General features: G+C 70.8%; 28 protein-coding genes and 1 other RNA gene. 19 read left to right on the forward strand and 10 right to left on the reverse strand.

The genetic code is table 11. From position 1 onward, the window contains the following. Positions 1 to 51: 51 nt before the first annotated feature. Together WMR31_RS18800 and WMR31_RS18805 are read left to right on the forward strand one after the other, a co-directional pair. On the forward strand, positions 52 to 2,013 hold the full coding sequence (locus tag WMR31_RS18800; RefSeq protein ID WP_340540426.1) for a tail fiber protein: 1,962 nt from the start codon (positions 52 to 54) through the stop codon (positions 2,011 to 2,013). Continuing rightward, positions 2,013 to 2,753 (forward strand): hypothetical protein, encoded by a 741-nt coding sequence (locus WMR31_RS18805; protein ID WP_340540427.1) that lies wholly within the window; start codon positions 2,013 to 2,015, stop codon positions 2,751 to 2,753. The genes WMR31_RS18800 and WMR31_RS18805 overlap by 1 nt, the downstream gene beginning before the upstream one ends. Positions 2,754 to 2,835: 82 nt before the next feature. Here the strand turns inward: WMR31_RS18805 and WMR31_RS18810 are convergent, their stop codons facing one another. Continuing rightward, a complete protein-coding gene (locus WMR31_RS18810; RefSeq protein ID WP_340540428.1) occupies positions 2,836 to 3,309 on the reverse strand; it encodes a hypothetical protein in 474 nt (157 codons plus the stop codon). A gap of 315 nt (positions 3,310 to 3,624) precedes the next feature. Between WMR31_RS18810 and WMR31_RS18815 the strand changes: the two genes are divergently transcribed. Genes WMR31_RS18815 through WMR31_RS18845 form a run of 7 tightly spaced genes read left to right on the forward strand, consistent with a single transcriptional unit; the run spans position 3,625 to position 7,699 of the window. Continuing rightward, positions 3,625 to 4,362, forward strand: coding sequence for a TadA family conjugal transfer-associated ATPase (locus tag WMR31_RS18815; protein WP_445321653.1), 738 nt, complete (start codon positions 3,625 to 3,627; stop codon positions 4,360 to 4,362). Between the two features lie 2 nt (positions 4,363 to 4,364). Next, complete coding sequence (locus tag WMR31_RS18820; protein WP_340540430.1) at positions 4,365 to 5,225, forward strand: type II secretion system F family protein; 861 nt, start codon at positions 4,365 to 4,367, stop codon at positions 5,223 to 5,225. Beyond that, a complete protein-coding gene (locus WMR31_RS18825) occupies positions 5,222 to 6,163 on the forward strand; it encodes a type II secretion system F family protein (RefSeq protein WP_340540431.1) in 942 nt (313 codons plus the stop codon). The genes WMR31_RS18820 and WMR31_RS18825 overlap by 4 nt, the downstream gene beginning before the upstream one ends. 31 nt (positions 6,164 to 6,194) lie before the next feature. Beyond that, positions 6,195 to 6,413 carry a hypothetical protein gene (locus tag WMR31_RS18830; protein WP_340540432.1) on the forward strand — a complete coding sequence of 73 codons (219 nt, stop codon included), beginning with the start codon at positions 6,195 to 6,197 and terminating at the stop codon, positions 6,411 to 6,413. After that, positions 6,413 to 6,808 carry a TadE/TadG family type IV pilus assembly protein gene (locus WMR31_RS18835; protein ID WP_340540433.1) on the forward strand — a complete coding sequence of 132 codons (396 nt, stop codon included), beginning with the start codon at positions 6,413 to 6,415 and terminating at the stop codon, positions 6,806 to 6,808. The genes WMR31_RS18830 and WMR31_RS18835 overlap by 1 nt, the downstream gene beginning before the upstream one ends. After that, the gene (locus WMR31_RS18840; protein ID WP_340540434.1) at positions 6,805 to 7,260 is read left to right on the forward strand and encodes a TadE/TadG family type IV pilus assembly protein; all 456 of its coding nucleotides are present in this window, start codon (positions 6,805 to 6,807) and stop codon (positions 7,258 to 7,260) included. The genes WMR31_RS18835 and WMR31_RS18840 overlap by 4 nt, the downstream gene beginning before the upstream one ends. Then, the gene (locus WMR31_RS18845; protein ID WP_340540435.1) at positions 7,244 to 7,699 is read left to right on the forward strand and encodes a pilus assembly protein TadG-related protein; all 456 of its coding nucleotides are present in this window, start codon (positions 7,244 to 7,246) and stop codon (positions 7,697 to 7,699) included. Before WMR31_RS18840 ends, WMR31_RS18845 begins: the two co-directional genes overlap by 17 nt. A 15-nt stretch (positions 7,700 to 7,714) precedes the next feature. On the opposite strand, the gene WMR31_RS18850 is transcribed toward WMR31_RS18845, so the two are convergent. The 3 genes from WMR31_RS18850 to helR form a co-directional block, all read right to left on the reverse strand. Then, entirely contained in the window at positions 7,715 to 8,521 is an 807-nt protein-coding gene (locus tag WMR31_RS18850; RefSeq protein ID WP_340540436.1) for a hypothetical protein, read from the reverse strand. Beyond that, positions 8,518 to 9,045: a SigE family RNA polymerase sigma factor gene (locus tag WMR31_RS18855; RefSeq protein ID WP_340540437.1), complete on the reverse strand. Its 528-nt coding sequence runs from the start codon at positions 9,043 to 9,045 to the stop codon at positions 8,518 to 8,520. The genes WMR31_RS18850 and WMR31_RS18855 overlap by 4 nt, the downstream gene beginning before the upstream one ends. Before the next feature lie 89 nt (positions 9,046 to 9,134). After that, entirely contained in the window at positions 9,135 to 11,312 is a 2,178-nt protein-coding gene (gene helR / locus WMR31_RS18860; RefSeq protein WP_340540438.1) for an RNA polymerase recycling motor ATPase HelR, read from the reverse strand. Positions 11,313 to 11,451: 139 nt separating this feature from the next. On the opposite strand from helR, the gene prfB reads away from it, so the two are divergent. After that, the gene (prfB, locus tag WMR31_RS18865) at positions 11,452 to 12,570 is read left to right on the forward strand and encodes a peptide chain release factor 2 (RefSeq protein WP_340540439.1); all 1,119 of its coding nucleotides are present in this window, start codon (positions 11,452 to 11,454) and stop codon (positions 12,568 to 12,570) included. Between the two features lie 321 nt (positions 12,571 to 12,891). On the opposite strand, the gene WMR31_RS18870 is transcribed toward prfB, so the two are convergent. Continuing rightward, positions 12,892 to 13,698 carry a hypothetical protein gene (locus WMR31_RS18870; RefSeq protein ID WP_340540440.1) on the reverse strand — a complete coding sequence of 269 codons (807 nt, stop codon included), beginning with the start codon at positions 13,696 to 13,698 and terminating at the stop codon, positions 12,892 to 12,894. A 60-nt stretch (positions 13,699 to 13,758) separates the two neighbouring features. Here WMR31_RS18870 and ftsE point away from each other — a divergent pair, with 60 nt between their 5' ends. The 6 genes from ftsE to WMR31_RS18900 all read left to right on the forward strand — a co-directional run bounded on the left by ftsE (position 13,759) and on the right by WMR31_RS18900 (position 18,884). Then, positions 13,759 to 14,448, forward strand: a complete 690-nt coding sequence (ftsE, locus tag WMR31_RS18875) for a cell division ATP-binding protein FtsE (protein WP_340540441.1) — start codon at positions 13,759 to 13,761, stop codon at positions 14,446 to 14,448. Between the two features lie 84 nt (positions 14,449 to 14,532). Continuing rightward, on the forward strand, positions 14,533 to 15,453 hold the full coding sequence (ftsX, locus tag WMR31_RS18880; protein WP_340540442.1) for a permease-like cell division protein FtsX: 921 nt from the start codon (positions 14,533 to 14,535) through the stop codon (positions 15,451 to 15,453). Between the two features lie 54 nt (positions 15,454 to 15,507). Beyond that, a complete protein-coding gene (locus tag WMR31_RS18885; protein ID WP_340540443.1) occupies positions 15,508 to 16,779 on the forward strand; it encodes a M23 family metallopeptidase in 1,272 nt (423 codons plus the stop codon). A gap of 64 nt (positions 16,780 to 16,843) precedes the next feature. Then, positions 16,844 to 17,323: an SsrA-binding protein SmpB gene (smpB, locus tag WMR31_RS18890; protein WP_340540444.1), complete on the forward strand. Its 480-nt coding sequence runs from the start codon at positions 16,844 to 16,846 to the stop codon at positions 17,321 to 17,323. Beyond that, positions 17,316 to 18,200, forward strand: a complete 885-nt coding sequence (locus WMR31_RS18895) for an amidohydrolase family protein (protein WP_340540445.1) — start codon at positions 17,316 to 17,318, stop codon at positions 18,198 to 18,200. The genes smpB and WMR31_RS18895 overlap by 8 nt, the downstream gene beginning before the upstream one ends. Positions 18,201 to 18,254: 54 nt before the next feature. Then, entirely contained in the window at positions 18,255 to 18,884 is a 630-nt protein-coding gene (locus tag WMR31_RS18900) for a maleylpyruvate isomerase family mycothiol-dependent enzyme (protein ID WP_340540446.1), read from the forward strand. Between the two features lie 6 nt (positions 18,885 to 18,890). On the opposite strand, the gene WMR31_RS18905 is transcribed toward WMR31_RS18900, so the two are convergent. Further along, complete coding sequence (locus WMR31_RS18905) at positions 18,891 to 19,310, reverse strand: MmcQ/YjbR family DNA-binding protein (RefSeq protein ID WP_340540447.1); 420 nt, start codon at positions 19,308 to 19,310, stop codon at positions 18,891 to 18,893. Between the two features lie 269 nt (positions 19,311 to 19,579). Between WMR31_RS18905 and WMR31_RS18910 the strand changes: the two genes are divergently transcribed. The 3 genes from WMR31_RS18910 (at position 19,580) to WMR31_RS18920 (ending at position 21,168) form a co-directional block, all read left to right on the forward strand. After that, the gene (locus WMR31_RS18910) at positions 19,580 to 20,218 is read left to right on the forward strand and encodes a maleylpyruvate isomerase family mycothiol-dependent enzyme (RefSeq protein ID WP_340540448.1); all 639 of its coding nucleotides are present in this window, start codon (positions 19,580 to 19,582) and stop codon (positions 20,216 to 20,218) included. 32 nt (positions 20,219 to 20,250) lie between these two features. After that, positions 20,251 to 20,621, forward strand: a transfer-messenger RNA (tmRNA) gene (gene ssrA, locus WMR31_RS18915). A 73-nt stretch (positions 20,622 to 20,694) separates the two neighbouring features. Continuing rightward, positions 20,695 to 21,168, forward strand: a complete 474-nt coding sequence (locus WMR31_RS18920; protein WP_340540449.1) for a DUF3592 domain-containing protein — start codon at positions 20,695 to 20,697, stop codon at positions 21,166 to 21,168. A 10-nt stretch (positions 21,169 to 21,178) separates the two neighbouring features. Here WMR31_RS18920 and WMR31_RS18925 read toward each other — a convergent pair whose 3' ends face one another. From WMR31_RS18925 to WMR31_RS18940, 4 genes are all read right to left on the reverse strand, one after another. Then, positions 21,179 to 21,550, reverse strand: a complete 372-nt coding sequence (locus WMR31_RS18925) for a hypothetical protein (RefSeq protein WP_340540450.1) — start codon at positions 21,548 to 21,550, stop codon at positions 21,179 to 21,181. Between the two features lie 89 nt (positions 21,551 to 21,639). Then, the gene (locus WMR31_RS18930; protein WP_340540451.1) at positions 21,640 to 22,422 is read right to left on the reverse strand and encodes an SDR family NAD(P)-dependent oxidoreductase; all 783 of its coding nucleotides are present in this window, start codon (positions 22,420 to 22,422) and stop codon (positions 21,640 to 21,642) included. Between the two features lie 71 nt (positions 22,423 to 22,493). Then, the gene (locus tag WMR31_RS18935; RefSeq protein ID WP_340540452.1) at positions 22,494 to 23,072 is read right to left on the reverse strand and encodes a TetR/AcrR family transcriptional regulator; all 579 of its coding nucleotides are present in this window, start codon (positions 23,070 to 23,072) and stop codon (positions 22,494 to 22,496) included. A gap of 52 nt (positions 23,073 to 23,124) precedes the next feature. Next, a complete protein-coding gene (locus WMR31_RS18940; RefSeq protein ID WP_340540453.1) occupies positions 23,125 to 24,954 on the reverse strand; it encodes an ArnT family glycosyltransferase in 1,830 nt (609 codons plus the stop codon). Positions 24,955 to 25,007 lie beyond the last annotated feature (53 nt).

Below are 25,007 nucleotides of genomic sequence, written 5' to 3' on the forward strand. Positions count from 1 at the left end.
AACGGCGAGTTGGGTGGCTGGGGATGGCTTACGCCGCAAGCAGGGGTCAACATGTTCGGCTCTGTCGGCTCGTGGCTCACCCCACCGCGCCATGTGCTCACGATCTACACCGCTGTGGCCCAGGCGACCGCCTACGCCACCACCGAACTCATGCGCGTCAAGGCCGGGCATCCCTCTGTCGGCTGGCGACTCGTGTTTCGAGGCGGGTACGACGGCGCAGGGCTCAACTCCTCGGTGGGCTACAAGGTCCGGTTCGACTTCTACAACGCCTCCCGCGCCCTGATCTCATCGAGCCAGTACTGGTCGGCCGGCGAGTTCACGACCGGCTACAAGGGTGGGGGCCTGGGCACGATGCCCGCTGGTACCGCGTTCGTGGCGCTGCGGATCGACCTGGTGCGCAATACCGGCACCCCCCAGGCCTTCGATCAGATCGACTTCAACGAGGTCTGTGTGGCCACGGGAACCAGCCTCGATCAGGTCGGCTCGATGGTCTTCTATCCGCCCGTGCAGTACGTCGACGTGATCGGACCGGCGCTCTCGATCAACACCAGCCGCGACGAACTCAACGTAGGCACCCTGTCCGCCTCGATCAGGGACGCCAGCATCGATCCCTCGACCTCGACCCTGATCCGGCCAGGCAGGCGAGTGCGGCTCATGGCCAAGGTGGATGACGGCACCGCCGACCCGTGGAAGCCGGTCTTCACCGGCAAGATCTCCAACGGCAAGGTGACCTACGAGCTCAAGGACCCCGACGTCCCGGACAGTCGACGGGCCAAGATCGAACTGACCGCCACCGACAACGCCACACCGCTGTCGGCCCAGAACCGTAGCGATGGCGTCTCGTCCCTGGCCGAGCTCCCCTACCTGCTCGAAGGCTGTGGCGTGCCGTGGAACATCGACGGCAACGGCGACCAGGTGAGCACCGCCACCATCGTGGCCAAGAACGAGAACGCCTCGGCGCTCGACCAGGTGAGCATCGCCCGCGACTCTGCCCACGGCTTCGCGTGGGTGGATCGCCTCGGCGTCCTCCAGGTCCGCAGCCGCACCAAGATGCCCACGGCGTCCTCGCCCCTGCTCGCCACCGAGTACACCGACCTGGACGTGGACTATGACACCGAGCGGTGCATCAACGAGGTGACGATCAAGTACCTCCGGCTGAACCCTGTCACCGGGGAGACCGAGGAGATCCCCTACGGACCGTGGCGCAACGAGACCTCGATCCTCGAGTGGGGCGTGCGGTCGGCCGAGTTCACCGTCCAGGGCATCGCCGAGGAGAGCAGCGCTCTCGCGTCCTTCGCCCAGGCCGTGCTCGACGCCAACAGCACACCCAAGATCCGGGTGAACAGCACCACCGTCATCGTGGACGAGGCCACCGCCCAGGGCCTGCCCTCCAGGGTCCTGGTCGACCTCTACGACCTCATCACCGTCAAGGGCGTCACCGGGCAGCCGGACCGTGCTCCGGCCCGCGTCGCCTCGATCGAGCACAAGATCACCCCCGACAAGTGGCAGATCGTCCTGGGCTTCGTCGCAGAGGGCTCGGTGGCCTCCCCGCAGTTCACCCCCTCGCCTCCGACCGGCAACGACGGCAAGACCATCGGCCAACTGCTCCGCCCGGTCGGTGAGGTCACGATGTTCATGGGCGCCAAGGCCGATATCCCAGCGGGCTGGCTGGCCCTGGACGGCTCGACCTTCTCAGCCACCCAGTACCCGAAGCTCTACGCCCTCAACGGCAACAGCACCACGCTGCCGAACATGGCCGACCGCTTCCCGATCGGCGCCGGCACCAAGGCACTCGGAACGGTCGGAGGCTCCCCCACCGCCAATGTCCCGGCCCACACCCACCCCGACACCTTCGCGGTCTCCAAGACCTTCGCCGCCGTGCCGACCGGAACAGGTGGCGGCAACCGCCTCTCAAACATCGACTTCACCGGCGCTGTCGGCTCTGGTGGCGCTGCCTCGATCAGCGTGCTCAACCCGTGGCGGTCCATCTGGTTCATCGTCCGGGCCGTGTGATGCGCACCGCGACCACCGGCGAGATCGCCACCCTCGCCCACGGCTACTCGATGGCCGACGTCGAACACTTCACACGTGCCGCGGCGTCGCGACGCCGGTTCTCGACGATGCTCGACTGGGGTGACCGGCACGAGGTCGCGTGGTTCGCGATCATCGAACTCCTCTACACCACGAGCGAGCGGCCGACCCGGTACAGCCTCATCAACGCCGGGGCCAACGCGATCGACGCCGCGATCAACCAGGAGCTGCACCACCATGGCGTACGCAACACGACCTACGAGCTTGGCGCCAACGCCGAGATGTACTGGTTGGCGATCACGGCCCCGCCGCCCGACTTCACCGATCGGGTCGTCGAGCGCCTGGCGCTACCGCAGCTGCTCAGCCTGCTTACCCCGAAGCAGTACGAGGCGGTCGCTGCGCTGGCGGTCCACGGCGACCTGATCAGCGCGGCTGAGTCGCTTGGGCTCAAGATGACCACGCTCCACGCCCGGGTCGCGGCGGCCCGCGAGGTGCTCACGGCAGCCTGGCATGCCCCCGAGACGCCGCGCCGTCGCCGATCGCGGTCGGAGTCCGACGACGTGTGTACGTGGGGCCACGATCGGGCCACCCACACATTCCGCGACCCGAAGACCCAGAAGCGGATCTGTCGGGCGTGCAGGCGCAGCCGCGAGCGCCGGCGCAGCGACGCGCGTCGTGCCAAGCGGGCAGCCGCACGCCGTGCAGCCGAGGACGCCGCTTGATACGTTCGGGCGCACAACGGCCCGGGAGCCGACCCCTGCTCTGCGGGGGATCCGGCTTCCCGGGCCGTTGCTGTCGGTGCCTCTAGTCCGTCGTGCCGACCTTGAGCAGGTGCTGCAACACGGCGATCAGCTCGAGGGCCTCATCGCGGCCCATGGCCGGCAGGAACTGGGTCGACGTCACATCGCCGCTGGGGTCGCCCTGGCGGAGCCCGAGCCGGATCCCCGTGAACCCCGACCGGTCTGCGCGCTCGAGGTGCGCAGTCAGGTGCCCGGCCTTCACGCCGTCCTCCGGCGTGCGGGTGTAGAACGGCCACGCGAGGTCCAGCCGGATGCACAGTTCGTCGCCGCGGTGGCGCCGGGTGCGGTGGCTCGCGGGGTGGCCCTCGTCGACGTGCGTGCACCAGGTCGGGCAGTCGGAGTACCACGCCTCGGTGCCGGTGTCGGGGGTGAAGACCGGCCGGAGCGCCGGCGCTTCCCAGGCGAGCTGGTCAGCCTTCGTGACGGCGGCTTCGCTGGCGGATTCGGGCGCAGGGGTAGTACGGTTGGTGTCAGTCATTGACTTTCCCTTTCCAGAGGGACCTGGCCCCGGTGTTCCAGCACCGGGGCTGTTTCGTGTCCGGGCGACGCTTCGAGGCGCCGGCCGGTGGCTCTGCGGGACGCGTCCCGCCGCGCTCGACGACCTAGGCCAAGGGCTGCTCCTCGCCGGCGGCGCGGGCCTGCGGGCCGCCGCGAGTCCTCAGCCGGTCCTCAGGACGGTCCGGCTCGGTCCGCAAGTGTCGGGAAGCCTGCTCGGGGAAAGCCCAGGTCAGCGGCACATTCCCGCAGACGCCCGAAAACGTCGGGTACGCAGGCGGCCTACATCCGCAAGTTCGTGCTCCGCGCCGGACGCCTCGACGAGCTGGTCGAGCTCGGCAGCCTCAGTCAGCGGGCGGCGGCGTTCTTGGAGGCGAGCGTCCGCGCCGGGCTGAACATCATGGTCGCCGGCGGAACCCAGGCCGGGAAGACGACCCTGCTCAACTGCCTGGCGGCCGCGATCCCCGGCGGCGAGCGGGTCGTCTCGGCCGAGGAGGTCTTCGAGCTCCGATTCCCGCATCCGGACTGGGTGCCGCTCCAGACCAGACAGTCCGGCCTCGAGGGCACCGGAGAGATCCGGCTGCGGCACCTGGTGAAGGAAGCGCTGCGGATGCGGCCCAGCCGGGTGATCGTGGGGGAGGTGCGTGCCGAGGAGTGCCTCGACCTGCTGCTCGCCCTCAACGCCGGGCTCCCGGGCATGTGCACCCTGCACGCCAACAGCGCGCGCGAGGCGCTGGTGAAGATGTGCACGCTTCCGCTGCTGGCCGGTGAGAACATCTCGGCGCGGTTCGTGGTGCCCACCGTCGCGTCCTCGGTCGATCTCGTGGTGCATCTGGGCATCGACCATCGCGGGGTCCGGCGGGTCAACGAGATCGTCGGGGTGCCGGGGCGGGTCGAGAACGACATCATCGAGGTCGAGCCGATCTTCGTGCGGCACGGCCAGGAGCTCAGCCGTACCCAGGGGATGCCGCCGCGACCTGAGCTCTACGAGCGGGTCGGCGTCGACATCCACCGGCTGCTGAACGACGGGCGCTGAACATGGGCGCGGTCGTGGGGCTCGGCGTCGGCATCGGTCTGCTGCTGATCTGGTCCGCCTTCGCGCTGCCGCGCAGCGATGCCTCCGCACACGCGGCTCGTGCACCGAGCCGGGTGCGACGGCTGTTGAACTCGGCCGGTCTCCAAGACGTGTCGGTCGCCGGCTTCCTCGGCCTGTGCGTGGCCTGCGGCGTGATCGCCGCGGTCGTGGTGCAGGCCGTCTCCGGCACCCAGCCGGTCGCGGTCTGCTTCGGGGTGCTGGCCGGCTACCTGCCCGTCACGGTGGTGGCCAGTCGGGCCCGACGACGTCGCCGCGAGTTCGCCGAGGTCTGGCCGGAGGCGATCGACAACCTCGCCTCCGCGGTGAGAGCGGGGCTCTCTCTTCCCGATGCGCTGGCCGGTCTCTCGGTCCGCGGGCCAGAGCCGCTGCGTCCGGCGTTCGAGTCCTTCGCGCTCGACTACCAGGTGAGCGGTCGCTTCGGCGACTGCCTCGACCGGCTCAAGGACCGCCTCGCAGACCCGGTAGGCGACCGCGTCGTCGAAGGTCTGCGGATCGCGCGCGAGGTCGGCGGCGGCGAGCTCGGTCGCCTGCTCCGCAACCTCTCGGGCTACCTCCGCGACGACCTGCGTACCCGGTCCGAGCTCGAGTCGCGTCAAGCGTGGGCGATTAACGGGGCGCGGCTGGCGGTGGCGGCGCCCTGGCTGGTGCTGCTGTTCATGTCGACCCAGCCCGACGTCATCACGCGCTACAAGTCGCCGGCCGGCGTGATCGTCCTCGTGGTCGGATCTGCGATCTGCGTGGCGGCCTACCGGATGATGATGCGGATCGGACGGCTTCCCATCGAGCAACGGATCCTGCAGTGAGCCCCGCGACGTGGGGTGCGGTGCTCGGTGCGACGTCCGGGTTCGGCGTGCTGCTCGTCGCCCGGCGGGTGATCGCGATCCGGCGGCCACCGCTCGGGCCGCGTGTCCTGCCCTACGTGCGCGACCTGCCGCAGGCATCGGGCCCGGTCCGGGCGGCGAAGGCGCCGTCGTCAGCCGCGGCGGGCGTCTTCGGGCCGGTGCTTCGCGCGGCCGCCGACGGCGTCGAACGAGTGCTCGGGGGCGCGCCCTCGATCCAACGCCGGCTGCGCCGAGCCGGCATCGACAAGACGGTCCACGAGTTCCGGATCGAGCAGGTCCTGTGGGGGCTGATCGCCTTCGGTGTCGTGGCGGCGTACTCGATCGCACGCACGCTCAGCGACCCGACGGCCGGCCCCGGCCACCTCGGCGCGCTGCTGATCTGTGTCGTCGCCTTCGTCAGCGGCGTCCTGGCGCGCGACACCTGGCTGAGCAGCCAGGTCAAGGCCCGCGAACGCCGCATCCTCGCCGAGTTCCCGACGATCGCCGAGCTGCTGGCACTCGCGGTCGCCGCCGGTGAGGGGCCCGTCGCCGCGCTGGACCGCGTCGTGCAGCGCAGCGGCGGTGCGCTCTCCGAGGACCTCGCCCGGGTGCTCGCCGCCGTGCGTACCGGCGAGCCGGTCGGTGAGGCCTTCGACGAGCTAGCCGCCTCGACCGGGCTGCCCCTGGTCTCCCGCTTCGCCCAGGGGGTGGCTATCGCCGTCGAACGCGGCACGCCGCTCGCCGACGTCCTCCACGCCCAAGCCGGCGACGTCCGCGAGGCCGGACGCCGCGAGCTGATCGAGGTCGCCGCGCGGCGGGAGGTCCTGATGATGGTGCCGGTCGTCTTCCTGATCCTGCCCGTCACGGTCATGTTCGCGTTCTGGCCCGGCCTGATCGGCCTACGTCTCACAGTCTCCTGACGTCGTCAGTGTCTCGGAAAGGAAGCACATCATGGGGAAGGTCCTCGAACACCTGCTGCGGCTCCAGGTCGCGCTCGCCCTTCTCGTCGCAGCGCCACGTCCCGGCCGCAGGCGGCGCGACGATCGTGGTGACGTGCCGGGCTGGGTGCTGGTGACGGTGATGAGCGCTGGGATCGTCGCCGCGCTGTACGCCTTCGCCAAGCCCGAGCTGACCAGCATGCTGCGTTCGGCGCTCAACAAGGTGCAGTAGTGCGACGTCCCGAGCACGGCCGGCGCGGCGAGCGGGGGGCGTCGGTCGTCGACTTCGTGCTCGTGCTCGTCGTGCTGGTGCCGCTGGTGCTCGGGATCCTCCAGCTCGCTCTCACCCTCCACGTGCGCAACACCCTGGCCTCCGCGGCCGCGGAGGGTGCGCGGTACGCCGCCACGCAGAACCGGGGCGCGGCGGCGGGGGAGGCGCGCACGCGCAGTCAGATCGACGGCGCGATCTCCGGGCGGTTCGCCGACGACATCACCGTGCGCCGGGTCGTGATCGGCGGGGTGCCGACGGTGGAGGTCGTCGTCCGGGCCAAGGTGCCGGCGCTCGGACTCGGAGGTCCCGGGGTCGAGATCGAGGTCGAGGGCCACGCGGTGGAGGAGCTGCCGTGAGCTGGCGCCGCGACGAGCGGGGCACCGCGCTCGTGGAGTTCGTGTGGCTCGGCATCCTGCTGCTCATCCCCCTGGTGTGGATGGTGATCTCCCTGTTCGAGGTACAGAGCGGAGCGTTCGCCGCGACCACGGCGGCGCGCTCGGCCGGACGCGCCTACGCCCTGGCACCCACCGACGCCCAAGGCGAGGTCGCCGCCCGACAGGCAGCACGTCAGGCCCTCGACGACCAGGGCCTCGACGGTGTGCCGGTGAGCGTGAAGATCAGCTGCACGCCGTTCCCGAGCCAGTGCCACAGCGGCACGTCGGTGATCACGGTCCGCGTCGAGACCGCGGTCACCCTGCCGCTGGTGCCCGACGTCTTCGGCAGCGGCCGGCCGCGGTTCGCCCTCGACGCCACCCACACCGTGCCGATCGGGCAGTACCAGGAGATCACCGGTGCCGCGCCGCAGTAGGGTTGCGCGCGGCGGAGGCGAGCGGGGGTCGATCAGTCCGCTCATCGTGGGGTTCGCGGTGATCCTGCTCCTGGGCGTCGCGATGGTGGTCGACGTGAGCCAGGCGTTCCTGCAGCGGCAGTCACTGGCGACCCTCGCCGAGGGCGCCGCGCTCCGGGCCGCCGACCTCGCCGCCGAGGGCGAGGAGGTCTACTCCGGAGGCTTCGGCACCGACCCGCTCCAACTCACCCCGGGCCGCGCTCGCGCCGCCGTGCGCGGCTACCTCGCCGACGTCGGCGCCTATTCCGAGCACCCCGGCCTGCGCTACTCGGTCACGGTGAGCGGCGACCGGGTCGAGGTCAGCATCACCGCGCGGGTCGAGCTGCCGCTGACCTTCCCCGGCACCGACGGTCACGCCACCGTGACCGGCTCGGGGTCGGCGATCGCCGACCCCGAGTAGCCGGCCCGCGGGCGCTCAGCGAGTGACGTCGGGGACGTTCAGGTCCGGGCTGGTGAGCAGCTCGTTCACCCGCGGGCGGGGAAGCTCGACGCCGTCGGGGAACTCCTTCGCGTGGATCTCGATGATCTCGCCGTCGGCCTGGACGTAGCGGTAGGCGAAGTCCCCGGCGTCGGTGACACCGACGTTCACCTCACGACCGTCGAGGTTGTAGGTGTCGCACTGCGAGGAGCACTGCCAGCCCGACGAGCTCGGGTCCTCGACGGCGATGATGCGGACCTCGACGAAGCCGGGGCGCTTCATGCCCGGCGCCTGCCAGTTGATCTCGGGCCCGTACTCGTTGAGGCGGCCGTCGGTGCCCCAGCTGGAGCCATAGCTGCTGCCGTAGCCGGCGAACTCGGCGTCCGGGTCCAAGGTGTGCAGCACCAGGTCCTCGGTCGGACGTCCCCACTTCGGGCTCATCCCGGGGATCCGCGGGCCGTACGGGTTGGCCTGGGCCGTCGGCTCGGGGTCGGGTGAGGGGGGCGGTTCGGTGACCGACTCGGGCGCGTCGGGTGTTGCCGGGGAGGCCGCCGTGGAGTCGGACGCCGTGGGCTGGCCCGCGAAGCCGGTGCCGCCGTCGCCTGCGCCGTCGCCGTCCCACGGCTGGGCTACCGCCAGACCCCCGGCGATGGCACCGACCGCGAGGGCTGCGGCCCCGCCGGTCGCCAGCCGCCGACGTCGCAGGGCGCGGGCGCCGCGGCGGACGTCGTCCTCGGAGCTTCCGGCCCAGTGGGCCTGGGCCGAGGTGCGCTCCAGGTAGTTCTCGATGTCGTCCTGCTTCATGAGGTTCTCCTCGTCGATTCGGTATCGGGGGGCCCCGTGAGGGCCGCGCGCAGTCGCGTCAGGGCGAGGTGGGTCTGGCTCTTCACCGTGCCGGTGGAGATCCCGAGGTCGGCCGCGGTCTCCTCGACCGAGAGCCCCCAGTAGTGCCGCAGCACCACCACCTGGCGTTGGCCGGGGGAGAGCGCGCCGAGAGCCGACCACAGGTCGTCGTCGTGCTCGCCGTGCTCGCTCGGCCCGGGAACCATCGGATCGGCGACGCCGTCCAGCCCGGACCGCTCCCGTCGCCACGGCCGCTTGGACTCGTTGATGAAGGTGTTCACCAGCGAGCGGCGTACGTAGGCGTCGACGGAGTCGGCGCGCTGGACCTTCGGCCAGTTGAGGTAGAGCCGGGTCAACGCCACCTGGACGATGTCCTCGGCGCGCCCGGGGTCGCCGCACAGCAGGTACGCCGAACGCTGCAGGTGTGGGCGGCGTGCCTCGACGTACTCGACGAACCCGACGCGACTCCTGCTCGGTGTGCTCACCTGGTGCTCCTCCCCGGATTGCCCTGACACCTACCTGACCGGACGCCGTGGGCAAAGGGTTGGAGGGTTCGCCCCAGAACCTCAGGAAGTCAGTCGAGCACCACCAGGCGCTGGGTGGCGCGCGTCATGGCGACGTAGCGGTCGACGGCGCCCTCCACACCCTCCCCGAACGTCTCAGGATCGACCAGCACCACCAGATCGAACTCCAGGCCCTTGGTGAGCTCGGGGGTGAGCAGACGTACCCGCGTCTGCGCGGGGTCGGCGAGCACGCGGCTGTCGAGTGCCCCGGTAGCGACCACGCAGGCGGTGCCCTCCTCGTGCTCGGCGAGCCAGTCCTCGAGCACCCGGTCGAGGTCGTCGACCGCGCGGCGCGCGACGGGCACGCCGGTCGAGCGCACCGACGTCGGCACGTTGGCATCCGGGATCGCGGCCAGGATCACCGGCGCCGCGGCGGTCATCACCTCCTCCGGGGTGCGGTAGTTGATCGTGAGCGAGGCCAGCTCGATGCAGTCGAGCCCGACCCGGGCCAGTCGCTCCTCCCACGACTCGGTGAAGCCGTGCCGCGCCTGTGCCCGGTCGCCGACGATGGTGAGGCTGCGAGAGGGGCAGCGGGCCAGCAGCATCCGCCACTCGGCGTCGGTGAGCTCCTGGGCCTCGTCGACCACCAGGTGCGCGAAGGGTCCCGCCAGCGCGTCGGGGCTGACGGCCGGCGCGACGGCGTCTCCGTCGAGCAGCCGGTCGTGCAGATCCTTCTGGTGCAGCATCGACAATGCGTCGACGTCGGCGCCGGCCTCGAGGATCCGGTCGACCGCCTCGCCGATCTCCTTGCGCTGGGCCGCGATCTCGGCCTCCTGACGGCGACGCCGCCGCGAGGCCTCCGGGTCGCCGAGGCGTCGCCGCGCGGCGTCGAGCAGCGGCAGGTCGGCGGTGGTCCAGGCGTGCGGGTCGCTGCGCTGGAGAGCCCTGACGTCGTCCGGCTCGAGCCACGGCGCGCAGTGACGCAGGTAGGCCGGTACCGACCAGAGGTCGCCGACCAGGTCGGTCGGCTCGAGCAGCGGCCAGGCGCGGGTGAGGGTCTCGGTCAGCTCCGCGTGCTGGGCCAGGGCCCGGCGGAACCGGTCGAACGGGACCTCCTCGTCGTCGAGCTTGTCGTACAGGATCTCGACCAGCGCCTCCCACACCTGGTCGCGGGCCTCGTTGTGGGGCGTGCCGGGCTCCGGGGCGTCGAACGCCTCGGCCCAGTCGGCGGTGCTGACCCACACGTCGGCCCACGGCGTCTCCACCTCCAGGCCCTCGGTCGGCGGCTCCTCGTAGAGCGCCACCGCGGGCTCGATCGCCTCGACCATCGCCACGGTCGACTTCAGCGCCGCGACCCGCTCGTCGGGTTCGGGTCCGGCCGCCTCGCCCTCGGGCACCAGGTCGCGCAGGGTGCAGGTCTGCACGCCCTCCTCGCCCAGGCTCGGCAGGACGTCGTCGACGTAGGCCAGGTAGGGCCGGTGCGGCCCGACGAACAGGACGCCGCCGCGCTGGTGCCCCAGCCGCGGGTCGGAGTAGAGGAGGTAGGCCGTGCGGTGCAGGGCCACCACGGTCTTGCCGGTGCCGGGGCCGCCGTCGACCACCAGGGCGCCGCGCGAGCCGGCGCGGATGATCGCGTCCTGGTCGGCCTGGATGGTGCCCAGCACGTCGCGCATCCGGCCCGAGCGGCTGCCGCCGAGGCTGGCGATGAAGGCCGACTGGTCGTCGAGGGAGGCGGCGTGGTCGGCGAGCTCGTCCTCGGTGAACACCTCGTCCCAGTAGTCGGTGATCCGGCCGCCGGTCCAGCGGTAGCGCCGCCGGCTCGCCAGCCCGGCCGGATGGGCGTGGGTGGCGGCGAAGAACGGCTCGGCGGCAGGGGAGCGCCAGTCGAGCAGCAGCCGGTCGCCGTCGTCGTCGGTGAGGCCGAGGCGCCCGACGTACTGCCGGGAGTGGCCGTCGGTGGTGACCAGGTGGCCCAGGCACAGGTCGAGCCCGAAGCGACGCAGGGTCTTCAGTCGCGCGGTCAGCCGGTGGATCTCGGCGTCGCGGTCCATGGCGGCCTGGCCGATGCCGCCGGCCTCCTTGCGGGTGGCAGCGAGCCGCTCCTCGAGGTCGGCGATCGAGGTCTCCAGGGTGTGGGCGATGGCGCGGAAGTGCTCGTCGTCGGCGGCGATCAGGGCAGGGGCCGCCTTGGCGGCGAGGCGGTCGGGAAGGGCGAAGGCGGAGGTGTGCGGGAAGGCGGAGGTCGTCATCGCCGGAGATTGTGAGCCCTCACCGGGGCCTTGCCGCAAGCCCCCGGGTCGGCTATAGATTAGAAGTGGAGGAACGGCCTTGGCCGGGCCTCCATCGGCGTCTTCGGGGCTCGAGCCACGCCTAGTAGCCTTGCCTCTTGTGGCAGGCACCGACTTCGACTCCGAGATCAAGCAGCTCCAGGCAACGATGGGCACCATCGGCCAGGTGCTCGACCTCGACGCCATGGGCGTCGAGATCGCCGACCTCGAGGAGCAGGTCGCCGCGCCCGACCTCTGGGACGACGTCGACCGCGCCACCCGCATCACCGGCCGGCTCTCCGAGCTCCAGGGCCAGCTCGACCGCTACCACGAGCTGAACACCCGCATCGAGGACGTCGGCATCATGGCCGAGCTCGGCCAGGAGGAGGGCGACACCGAGTCGCTGGAGGAGGCCGACCGCGAGCTCGAGCGGGTCAAGAAGGCCGTCGAGTCGCTCGAGGTCCGCACCCTGCTCAACGGCGAGTACGACGCCCGTGAGGCGCTGGTCTCGATCCGCTCCGGCGCCGGCGGCGTCGATGCCGCCGACTTCGCCGAGATGCTGATGCGGATGTACATCCGCTGGGCCGAGCAGCACGACTACAAGGTCGAGGTGTTCGAGACCTCCTACGCCGAGGAGGCCGGCCTGAAGTCGGCCACCTTCGCCATCCACGCGCCCTACACCTACGGCACGCTGTCGGTCGAGGCCGGAACGCACCGGCTGGTGCGGATCAGCCCCTTCGACAACCAGGGCCGCCGCCAGACGTCGTTCGCCGCCGTCGAGGTGGTGCCGGTGCTGGAGCAGACCGACGAGATCGACGTGCCCGATGAGGAGATCCGCGTCGACGTCTACCGCTCCGGCGGGCCCGGCGGCCAGAGCGTCAACACCACCGACTCCGCGGTGCGGCTCACCCACATCCCCACCGGGACCGTGGTCTCGTGCCAGAACGAGAAGAGCCAGCTGCAGAACAAGGCCAGCGCCATGGTGGTGCTCAAGGCCAAGCTGCTCGCGCTGAAGAAGGCCGAGGAGAAGGCGCACCTGGACTCGATGCGCGGCGACGTGCAGGCCAGCTGGGGCGACCAGATGCGCAACTACGTGCTCAACCCGTATCAGATCGTCAAGGACCTGCGCACCGGCTACGAGGAGGGCAACCCGTCCTCGGTCTTCGACGGCGAGCTCGACGGCTTCCTCGAGGCCGGCATCCGCTGGCGGCGCGGGTCGGAGAAGGCCGAGGCCAACTAGTCTTCCGCCGCCTTCCCACCGACCCGTTCGGCGCAATTGCGCGGAATGGTGCAGCCGGGTGGCTGGTGGGTGACCCGAACGGTGCAATTGCGCGGAATGGTGCAGTCGGGCGGCTGGTGGGTGACCCGAACGGCGCAATTGCGCCGAACGGTGCAGTCGGGCGGCTGGTGGGTGACCCGAACGGCGCAATTGCGCCGAACGGTGCAGTCGGGTGGCTGGTGGGTGACCCGAACGGTGCAATTGCGCGGAATGGTGCAGTCGGGCGGCTGGTGGGTGACCCGAACGGCGCAATTGCGCCGAACGGTGCAGGCCGGACCGGCGTCAGGGTGTCTCCGACGACGACGCCGGCTCACTCGGGGCGTCGGTGGGGGCGTCGGTGGGGGCGTCGGTGGCAGCGTCGGTGGGGGAGGTCGGCTCGCTCGGCGTCGAGTTGGTCGGCTGCTCGGTAGCCGGGGCTTCGGGCAGCTCGGCCGCCAGCTCGGAGGCAGCCACCGCGAGCGCACCGCACCAGCGGCCGGCCCGGTCGATCACCTCGGCCCGAGCCGCGCGCGGAACGCGCTCCTCCAGGGTGCAGGTGAGCCAGGCGTCGCCGAAGAGTCCGCGGAAAGAAACCTCGGTGCGCTTGCCCTTCGCGCAGGTCAGCGCGGCGCTGGGCCGCCCGAACGCCGGTGCCTTGGCGACCGCGGTGCAGCCCTCGGTCGAGCGCGCCGCCTTCACCAGGCCGCGGCCCTCGGCCACGGTCACCGGGGGCCCGAAGACCCAGGCCCGCGCCGTCGTACCCCCTGCGGTCCAGGAGCAGCCGTACTCGTGCACGACGTCGCGGACGCCGGGCGCCACCACCGCCGGCTGGCCGTCGCCGTACTCGGTCTGGTCCGACGGCGCGGCGCCCAGCGCCTGCTCGAGTGCCTCCGGCGGTGCGACGGCGCACAACGACGTGCGTGGGACCGCGAGCGTGCGGGTGTCGACGTCGGCGAGCGGGGTGCTCGTCGGCGTCGAGGGGGTCGGCGTGGGGGGCGGGCTCGAGGAGTCCTCGTCGTCCCCGCCGCCGACGATGAACCAGGCGCCCGCTGCCACCACCGCGGCAGTGGTGACCAGGGCGAGCAGGAGCAGGCGGACGCGGGACGACACCCCGCCACGATACGGAGGAGGTCCGTGGGCCGCATGGGCCGGTGGCGTACCGTCGGGTCAGTGATTCGCTTCGAGAAGACCACCGTGTCCTATCCAGGACCCGGCGCCCCCGCCCTCGACGAGGTCTCGATCAACGTCGACAAGGGCGAGTTCGTGTTCCTCGTCGGCGCGTCCGGATCGGGCAAGTCGACCGCGCTCAAGCTCGTGATGCGCGAGATGCGACCCACCTCGGGCAGGGTCTACGTCGCGGGCAAGGAGATCAACCGCCTCGCCGCCTGGAAGGTGCCGCGGCTGCGCCGTCAGATCGGCACCGTGTTCCAGGACTTCCGCCTGCTGTCGACCAAGTCGGTCTCGGAGAACGTCGCCTTCGCCCTCCAGGTGATCGGACGCTCCGGCCGCGACATCCGCAAGACCGTCCCCGAGACCCTCGAGCTGGTCGGACTGGCCGACAAGGGCAACCGGATGCCCGACGAGCTCTCCGGTGGTGAGCAGCAGCGCGTGGCCATCGCCCGGGCGATGGTCAACGACCCCATGATCCTGGTCGCCGACGAGCCCACCGGCAACCTCGACCCCGCCACCTCGGTCGGCATCCTCACCCTGTTCGAGCACATCAACGCCTCGGGCACCACCGTGCTGATGGCGACCCACGACCACGGCGTCGTCGACCGGATGCGCAAGCGCGTCATCGAGCTCGACCACGGCACCGTCGTCCGCGACGAGGCCAGCGGCGCCTACGGCTTCGAGCACTGAGGCACCGGGGACCTCCCACCCGGCCCGACCGACCCACACCGAACGCACACTTCCCCGCACCGAGCTCCAGGAGTACCCGGTTCCATGCAGCTGCGCCATGTCAGCACCAACCTGCGCCAGGGCCTGCGTCGCAACCTGTCGATGCACGCCGCCGTCATCCTCACCCTGTTCGTCTCGCTGAGCCTGGCCGGCATCGGCATCATGTTCAGCAAGCAGGCCGACCTCACCGCCGAGGCGATCGGCAACGAGCTGCAGATCTCGGTCACCCTCTGCGTGCCCAACGAGTCCGACTTCCCACAGTGCGTCGCCGAGGTCACACCCGAGCAGGAGGCGGCCATCATCGCCGCCATCAAGGAGAACCCCGAGGCGCGCAGCTACGAGGTGATCTCCAAGGAGGAGGGATTCGAGAAGATCAAGGAACTCGGGGTCATCGACGAGAAGCAGCTCGAGGGCGACAACCCGATCTTCACCGCTGCCGACGTCCCGAAGACGATCCGGATCACCCTGAAGGACCCTGACGAGTACGCCGGGGTCGTCAGCGCGATCCAGAACCTCGACGGCGTCCGCGACATCACCACCGCCCGCGAGCTGGTCGGCCCCGTGTTCGCCACGATCGACGCCATCAAGTGGGCCGCCTGGGGTGCGGCCGCGATCCTGGTGCTCGCCGCGGTGATGCTGGTGGCCAACACGATCCGCCTCGCCGCCCTCGCGCGGCGCAAGGAGATCGAGATCATGCGCCTGGTCGGCGCCTCCCGGATCTTCATCGCCCTGCCCTTCGTGCTGGAGGCGCTGTTCAACGCGATCGTCGGCGTCGCGCTCGCCGCCGGCGCACTCGCGGCGTTCACCCGCTGGGGGATCATCAAGGGCATCGACCCCAAGTTCGACGGGTTCCCGTTCGTCGGATGGCCGGAGTGGGGCTACACCGTCGCCGTGCTGGCGGTCGTGGGTCCGCTGCTCACGATCATTCCGACACTCCTACTGACCCGGAAATACCTCAGATTCTGACTCTCGTCCCCTACGGTCGAGTCGTTCGCTTCCCCGAATAGTTTGGCTCCCCACGTGCGCTCCTTCCCCAGCGCCGCGCGTCGACGCCTGGCCGCAGCCGCGGCCGGATTCGTCTCGCTCGCGGTCCTCACCGTCCCCCTGGCCCACGCCGCCGACGAGGACGACCTCAAGAAACGCCATCGCGACGTCGAGAGCCAGATCGACGACGCCAGCCACGCCCTCGACGAGGCCAGCAAGCAGGCTTCCCGGGCCAACCGCCACCTGACCGCGGTGCGCGAGCAGCTGGCCTCCGCGCGCGCCGACCTGCGCGCGGCCCGCGGTCGCCTGGCCGACGCGCGCGAGCGTGACGCCCAGCTCCAGGTCGAGCTCGACCGGGCCGAGGCTGCCCTGGTAGCGGCCAACGCCGCCTACGCCTCGGGAGTCGCGGCTGCCGAGCGCCAGCGCGGCGTCGTCCGCGAGAGCGTGATCGACATCTACACCAACGGCGACCCGCGACTGCGCGCGATCGGCAGCCTGCTCGACAGCACCTCGCTCACCGACATCAACGACCGTCGTCTCGCCGACCAGGTGGTCACCGGCGCCCAGTCGGGTGCCTTCGACCGGCTCGAGGAGATCCAGGGGCAGCTGGAGGCCGAGGCCGCCGAGGTCGAGCGCACCACCGCCGAGGTGGAGGCCAAGCGGCAGGAGGCCGCCGACCACCTCGTCGCGATGCAGACGCTGGTGGAGGAGACCAACGCCGCCAAGCTCAAGGTCCAGGGCTACGTCGGCGACGCCCGCACCGCCCGCCAGGCGGCCCTCGCGGCCCGGGCCCGCGACCGCGCCACCTTGCAGGCGCTGCGCAAGCGGGAGGCGAAGATCGCCGACCAGCTGGCCGCGCTCGCGCGGCGTCAGCGGGACCGCGCCGGGTTCACCGGCAACTCCGACGGCTACCTCCAGTACCCGGTCAGCGGCGGCTACATCACCTCGCCCTTCGGGTACCGCACCCACCCGATCTACGGCTACTACAGCCTCCACAACGGCACCGACTTCGGCGCCCCGGGCGGCTGCGGCACCCCGTTGGTCGCCGCCGCGGGCGGCCGGGTCATCGACACCCACTACGACTCGGTCTACGGCAACCGGCTCTATCTGTCGATCGGCAACGTCAACGGCAAGAACCTGGTGCTCATCTACAACCACATGGCCAGCTACCGAGCCTCCGAGGGCGACCGCGTCGCGCGCGGGCAGGCCGTCGGCACGATGGGCACCACCGGCTGGTCCACCGGCTGCCACCTGCACTTCACCGTGATGGCCAACGGCGTCGCCGTCGACCCGATGCCGTACCTGTAGGCACCCGCCTTCGAGTGGCAATCCGGTTGGCGGCCACCCGCCGTCGCTTGCGAGAATGGGAGCCATGGCCAGGGAGCAGGGGCGCAAGCTGATCGCGCAGAACAAGAAGGCGCGACACGACTACGCCATCGACGACGTCTACGAGGCCGGCCTGGTCCTCCAGGGCACCGAGGTGAAGTCCCTGCGCCAGGGCCGAGCCTCGCTGGTCGACGGGTTCGTCGACATCGACCGCGGCGAGGCCTGGCTGCACGGAGTCCACATCCCCGAGTACTCCCAGGGCACCTGGACCAACCACTCCGCGCGGCGCAAGCGCAAGCTCCTGCTCAACCGCGACGAGATCGACAAGATCGAGCGCCGGGTGAGCGAGAAGGGCCTCACCGTCGTCCCCCTGTCGCTGTACTTCCTCAACGGCCGCGCCAAGATCGAGATCGGGCTGGGCCGCGGCAAGAAGTCGTGGGACAAGCGCCAGTCGCTGGCCAAGCGCGACGCCGATCGCGAGATCCAGCAGGAGGTCGGACGCCGGCTCAAGGGCATGCGTGACTGACGAGCCGGCCGCGCACTCCGACGCCGCCCCCGTCCGCGAGTTCTGGACGACGCTCGGGCTGCCCGGGCTGTTCGACGTCCACGTGCACTTCCTGCCTCCGGGCATCCAGCGGGCGGTGTGGGCGGTCTTCGACCAGGCCGGCCCGAAGATCGGCCGGGAGTGGCCGATCCGCTACCGGCAGTCGCACGAGGAGCGGGTGGAGATCCTGCGCTCGTTCGGCGTGCGGCGATTCTCCACGCTGCCCTACGCGCACAAGCCTCAGGTCGCTCAGTACCTCAACGACTGGTCGCGCGAGTTCGCCGGGGCAGTGCCCGAGGTGCTCGCCTCGGCGACCTTCTTCCCCGAACCCGACGCCGCCCGCTACGTCGCCGCCGAGCTCGGCGCCGGCGTCGAGATCTTCAAGATCCATCTTCAGGTGGGGGAGTTCCACCTCGACGACCCGCTGCTCGACGACGTGTGGGGGCTGCTCGAGGACTCCGGCACGCCGGTGGTCGTGCACGCCGGGTCCGGCCCGGTCGGCAACGAGTTCACCGGGCCGGACTCCACCGAGCGCCTCCTGCGGCGCCATCCGCGGCTCACGCTGGTGATCGCTCACATGGGCGCCCCCGAGTGCGCGGAGTTCCTGACCCTCGCCGAGCGCTACGAGCGGGTCCATCTCGACACCACGATGATGTTCACCGAGTTCTTCGACGTCGCCTATCCCGCCGACCTGGTGCCGCGACTGCGCGACCTCCAGCCGAAGGTGCTGCTCGGCTCGGACTTCCCGACCATCCCCTACCCCTACGTGGAGCAGCTCACCGGGCTGGCCGACCTCGGTCTCGGCGATGACTGGCTGCGCGCGGTCTGCTGGGAGAACGGGCACGCCCTTCTCGGCTGAGGTTCGACCGAACTGGTGATGACGGCGCCGTCGCCTCGGTCCAGGCTCGTGACCATGGACCTGTGGCCGTTGATCGCCGCCGAGCGGGTCGCGTTCGCCGACCTGCTCGACGGGCTCGCAGCCGAGGACTGGCAGGAGCAGAGCCTGTGCCCGGCCTGGACGGTCCACGGCGTCGTCGCCCACCTGGTCAGCGCGCAGGCGAGCTCGACGAGCGAGCGGTTGCGCGCGGCCTGGCATGGCCGGGGCGTGCCGAGTCGGGTGACCGAGGTACTGGCCGCTCGGTACGCGCGTACCTCGCCGCCCGAGCTGGTCGCGTGGATCCGGGCCCATCCCGACAGCCGGTTCTCGCCACCGGGCATGGGCCCGCGGGCGCCGCTCACCGACGTGATGGTGCACCGGGTAGACGTCGCGGTGCCATTGGCGCTTCCGCTCGACCGGCCTGCGACCTCGTGGGTACCGGTGCTCGACTTCCTCCTCGGTCGCACGCCCATGCTCGGCGTGGTGAAGCGCGGCTTCCCGGCCGCCGCCTACGTCGCCACCGACGTCGAGTGGCGCCGGGGCGCGGGACCCGAGGTCCGCGGGACCGCGGACGTGCTGGGCTCGGTCCTGGCCGGTCGCGCTGCGCTCGCCGATCGGCTCGAGGGGCCGGGCGCGGCTGCGGTTCGGTCCTGGGTCACGTCCTGACCGGACTCATTCCTCGAGGCCCCGCTCGGCGAGCCAGCGCCGGCGACGAGTGGGGGAGGCCTGGGCCAGCCAGGCGTCCTGCACCGCCTCGACGACCTCGTCCCGGCTCAGCCGGCCCAGCTCCGCGGCCCGCACCAGCACCGACGGATGCCCGTCGAAGTGTGGAGTGGTGAACCACGGGCCGTCGGGGTCCTGCAGTAGCGCCGCCTTCTCGCCCTCGCCGTCGACCCACAGCACGATCACGTCGTCGTAGCGCTCGCCGGTCTCGGGATCGACAGCGTCCGGACGTGGCGTGCGGAAGAACACGAACGACTTGCCACCCACCTGATAGACCCGATTGCCGCGGCCTCCGACCACCACCTTCACGTGCGGCATCGACTCCGCGGCCGCGTGCACATCGCCGACGGAGGCGCGGGAATCGGTCACCGGTCCGTTCTAGTGGCTGGTTCGGCCCCAACGCCAGGGGTGGGCCCGCTCTGGGATCCCTTATGTAGCTGATCCGCCACGTAGCGAATCCCGTACGTAGCGGTTCCGCCACGTAGCGGATCCTGCACGTGGCCGGTCCGCCACGTAGCGGATCCCGCACGTGGCCGGTCCGCCACGTAGCGGACCCACTTCGTTGCGGATCCTGTCCGTGGCAGAACCGCGCGCTGTCCGCGACCTCGGTGGGGGAGCCGTGGTCTAGGGTCCCCGCCATGGACGAGACCCGAGCCTGGCAGACGATCGCCGAGGAGCGTCGAGCCTTTGCCGACGTCCTCGACACGCTCACGCCCGAGCAGTGGGCGACGCCGTCGCTATGTGGCGAGTGGACGGTCAGAGACGTCGCGGCGCACATCATGGTCGGCCCGACAGCCTCGATCCCCGAGGTCGCCAAGGCGATGTTCCGGGCGCGCTTCAAGTTCGACCGCGCCAACGTGCTGCTCGCGAAACCGCGCGCCGCGCGACCCACCGCGGAGATCACGGCGGTGCTGCGCGACCGCGCCACGAGCCGGTTCACCCCGCCCGGGCATGACTGGCACGCACCGCTCACGGACCTGTTCATCCACCGTCTCGACTGCCTGCACCCGCTCGGCATCCCCACCGATCGCCCTCTCGACCCCTGGCCGGAGATCCTCGACCTGCTCACCTCGCCGAAGGCGCACGGGGCGTTCCTGCCCAAGGGCGCACCCGACCTCACCTATGTCGCCACCGACGTCGAGTGGTCCCACGGCACCGGTCCGCGCGTCGAGGGGCCCGCCGAGGCGATCGCCCTGGCCCTCACCCGCCGTCCGGTTCGCTTGGACGAGCTCGAGGGGCCAGGAACCGAGATGCTGCGGGCGTGGGCGCATGGGTAGACTGGACAGCGCAGTACATGCACAACTCAAGAGGGGCTGATCGGTTTCGACTTGGGACGTTAGTTCCAGGGGAAGCGGGTCGAGGAGCCAGCGTCATCTCGTAAACGATCGCTGGAAACCAATAACTGCCGACTCTAAGCGCAGTTCCTTCGCTCTCGCCGCCTGAGCGGTGATCGAAGCGTCCACCCGGGTATCCGTCTCCGGCCCGGACGTGGGCGTCATCTAGGAGACTTGCTGTTCACCTCTTGTCAGGAGGGGTGAACGGGACTCAAACCTGACTGAGCCCGTCGGCGACGTGTTTGTGCGAGCGCCGGGGCCGAGAAAAGCGACAGCACAGACTGCACCCGGAGAAGACCTGGTTCGACGCTCGAGGACGCGGGTTCGATTCCCGCCAGCTCCACCATCCATCATCACCCCCATCCGGTGCCCGCGTCGTGGACGCGTGGGTTCAGTGCGGGCTCGCCTACCCTCGGTACGTGCATCTCGGTCTCGCATCCGTCTCGGCGTCCGCCTTCGACGCCGCGAACGAGCGGACCGACCAGATCGACGGCAGCGTCGAGACCATCCTCCGCGCGATGCCGTTCGGGCTGATGGCACTCGGCATCGTCTTCGTGCTCTGGAGCATCCCCGAGTTCCGCGAGGCGGGGCGCACCCGCGGCTGGCGGCTGCATCGAGCACGAGTACAGGCGAGACCGACTCGCGGCGGTCCGGTCGACCTCCTGCTCGACGACGGGCGCGCGCTCACCGCCCAGAACCCGGCCGGCCACCGACTCCGGGCCGGCGCGCGCGTTCGTGTGCTCGTCAACCCCACGGCACCCGCGGAGTCCCGGATCCGGCCGGCGGCCGTCCGTCCGGGCACCGGGGCGGCGCTTCGACTCGTGGTCGGGCTGTTCCTCGCGGGGCTCGGCTTCGGCCTCCAGATCCTGCTGACGGCACTCGACCTGAACTGAGACGAGCCGATCAGCGACTCCGTCGTTCATCGACGACCTCGCCTCCGTCGAGTGCGAGGAACCGCCTCAGGGTCCGATCGACCAGGTCGAACTCGTCGGCGGGGAGTTCGACCTCGTAGGCATCGCCGTCGGCGTCCAGGACCACTTCGGCCTCAGGGCTCAGGTAGATCCAGCCGTGATCATCATCGTCGACCAGCCACAGGTCGATCCCGCCGTAGACGGTGGCACCGGTGTCCTGCGCTAACGCGTAGCGGCGTGCGTCTGGGTCATCCGCCGACTCCTGGTGCAGGGCGCGGATGATCGACAAGGTGTTGCCCGTCGCGTCGACCAGGTGCAGGGCCTCGGTGTTGTCCGCGGGGTTCTGCTCGTAAGTCGCTCGCATCGACGCCCTCGATCCGGATCACATCCCAGGGACCCTGGGATCGTACGCGGAGTGGACTCGGACGCAGTTGCGCCCTGGTCGGCGCAGGCTCACACCGCCCGCACGGCACCGCCGTCGATGAGATGGTCGGAGCCGGTGATGCTCGCCGCGCGCGGGGAGAGCAGGTAGCACAGGAGGTCGGCGACCTCGGCGGGGTCGATCATGGCGCCGGTGAGCATGCCGACGTGCTCGGGTGCGCCGTCGAGCACCTGGTCGAGGGTCAGGCCGGATGCGGCGGCGAAGCGGGCGCCGATGCCGTCGGGGCCGGCCCACATGTCGGTACGGGTCGGGCCGGGGGAGACGGTCAACACCCGGACGCCGAGCGGGCTCACCTCGGTGGCAAGCCCACGGCCGACCGCGGTGAGGGCGGCCTTGGCGGCGTTGTAGGCGACGGGTGGGAAGTCGGGTTGCCGGGCGCCGATCGAGGAGACGTTGGCGACGACGCCGCGCGACTCGAGCAGGTGGGGTAGCGCCGCGCGGGTGACGCGGACGGTGGCGAACAGGTTGGTGGAGAAGACGTCGAGCCAGTCGTCGTCGCTCAGCTCGGCGAAGCCGACCGGGCCCAGGCCGGCGTCGCCGCCGACGTTATTGACGAGCAGGTCGAGGCGCCCGTGCGCCTCCAGCGCAGCCTCCAGGACGACGTCGGCGCTGCCGCGGTCGGTGAGGTCGACGGCGACCGGGAGCGCTCCGGTCGCCTCGAGCTCGGCCGAGGGCTTGCGAGCGGCGCCGACGACGTGGGCGCCTTCGGCACTGAGTGCGCGAGCGGTGGCCAGCCCGATCCCGCGGCTGGCTCCGGTGACGATCGCGACCTTGCCGGTGAGTCCGAGGTCCATGGTTATGCCTTTCTGTAACTGTGAGTACAAAATCTGGTTAGCAACAGGCACCGAGTCGGGCGACCCGGACCTCACAAGGCGGCGACCGCCACCTCCACCGAGCGCGCGAGACGCTCGGGGTCGAGGGTGGTGCGGGTGAGCACCTGGAGGCCCACCAGGGTGGTGAGCAGATGGAGCGCGACGGCGTCGGCGTCGAGGTCGGTGCGCAGTTCGCCGGAGGCCTGTCCGGCGCGGATCGCGTCGGTGAAGGCGCCCGTGGTGCGCTCGAACATCGCGCTGACCCGCTCGCCGGCGTCCTCGTCGACGGTGGCGAGCTCGGCGGCGGTGTTGACCGCCAGGCAGCCGCGTCGGTCGGCGTCGGTCGTGTTGAGCTCGATGATCAGCCGCATCGCGGCGATGATCCGGTCCTTGATCGGGCCAGGCTCGGCGAGCGCTCGGTCGATGAGGACAGCCTGCTGGTCGCGATAGCGATCCAGGGCGAGGCTGAAGAGCTCCCGTTTGCTGCCGAAGGCGTGGTACAGGCTTCCCTTGCCGATGCCCAGGGTGTCGACCAGGTCGTTCGGCGTGGTGGCGCGGTAGCCCTGGCGCCAGAACAGGTCCATCGCCTTGTCGATGACCTCGTCGCGCTCGAAGGTCGGTGGGCGTCCCATGGAGTTCACCATAGGTATTCTGTACCCATAGGTCAAGAAAAAACCCGGAGTGTCAGGTGCCAGCTCCGGCCGAGAGGTCGTAGAGCGTCCGTCCGTCGATCTGCTGGGCGGCGAAGTGGTCTGTGACCCAGGTCTGGATCGCCTGTCCCGACGGCCCCGTGGTGCCGCCGGGGATGAGCCAGTGGATCTGATGTGCTTGCACCATGGCTCGGAACTGCGCCAGTGTCGGGAGTGGGTCAGTGCCCTTGTAGCCGCCGATCGCCAGGATCGGCTCATCGACCGACAGCTCGTAGGCGGCGGCGGACCGGGCGCCCATCGCTGCGGCCGCCCAGGTGTAGGACTCGGCGTCGGCGGCCACCGCGGCTGCGGTCCGCGGGGTGAGCGGGGAGTAGAAGCCGGCCAGCCCGATCAGTCCACCCGTCAGATTGTCGGGTGCGCCACTGGTCCCGGCGAGTAGCGACGTCGTCGCGGCACCGCGTCCCGGACCGGCCATCGGACCCGACCCGACGTGAGCCAGGCGCACGGTCTCGGCGCTGAACAAGGCCGGCGCGGCAAGGACCGCGGCCAGGGCGGTCGCCGCCACCAAGGCGGTGATCCGTCGCGGGCCCGATCGAGGATGCATCAGCAGCGACGCCGCCACTCCCGCCGCGAGCACCGGGAGTGCCGTCCAGGACAGGTAGGCCCCCAGAGTGCGGAGTGTGGCGCCGGCGACCACAGCCGTCAGCAGCGCCGACCAGCTCAGGAGCCGGCGCACCCTCGCGTCTGTACGCCGCTCCCACGCCAGCCAGGCCCCGGTAGCGAGTAGTGCGGAGATCGCCGGAGCCAGGATCACGGTGTAGTAGGAGTGGAAGATCCCGGCCATGGCTGCGAACGTCGCCCCGCCGAGCAGGAGCCAGCTCGACCACATCGCCAGGCCCGCCCGGATTCGCCAGCGCTCGTCGTGCTGCCTGCTCGCCACCCGCGCCAGCCCGAAGGCGACCAGCGCCGCCGGAAGGAGCCACAGGATCTCGCCGGCCAAGTCGGTCCGGCCGATGCGAGCAACGTTCGTGGCGCCTAGGACGCCGAGTCCCGAGGTGCTGCTCGTGCTCCCGGTGATCCGGTCGAAGCCGTTGTAGCCGAAGGTGAGTTGCAGGACCGAGTTGGTCGGCGATCCGCCGATGAACGGACGGCTGCCCGCCGGCCAGAGCTCCACGAGCGCGACCCACCAGCCGGCTGCGCCCAGCAGTCCGACCGCCCCGACGGCGAGGTCCTTCAGCCGGGCCAGGCGCGTCCGCCGCTGTCCGTAGACCAGGTAGGTAAGCGCGAGGGCGGGGAGAACGATGAACGCCTCGAGCATCTTGGTCAGGAAACCGAGCCCACACAGGACTCCGGCCAGCAGCACCCACCGCCACGCTCGCTCGCTGTCCAGCGCGCGCAGGGTCGCATACGCCGCACCGAGGAGCAGGGCGGTGAGCATCGCGTCGGGATTGTTGTAGCGGAACACCAGCACCGAGACCGGTGTGAGTGCGAAGACCGCCCCCGCCAGCAGTGCTGGGCCCGCCCTCCCGGTGCTGCGACGAACGCACCCGTAGAGCAGGCCCACCGAGGCGACGCCCTCGATCGCCTGCGGGAGCAGGACGCTCCACGACGACATGCCGAAGGCGCGGACGAACAGGGCCATCGGCCACAGCGCCAACGGCGGCTTGTCGACGGTGATGGCGTTCGCCGGGTCGAGCGAGCCGAACAGCATCGCCTTCCATGACTCGGCACCTGCCTGCGCAGCCGCGGAGTAGTAGGTGTTCGCGTATCCCGAGACGTCGAGGTCCCACACGAAGACCGTCGCCGCCGCCGTCAGGAGGAGCAGCAGTCCGACCCGCGGATCGCGCAGCCGATCGAGGAGCATGCCTCGATCGTGGGCGCGCGAACCTGACTGGCGCCTGACCACCCGCGAGGACG

This window comes from Nocardioides epinepheli, from assembly GCF_037936805.1.
Classification (GTDB): domain Bacteria; phylum Actinomycetota; class Actinomycetes; order Propionibacteriales; family Nocardioidaceae; genus Nocardioides.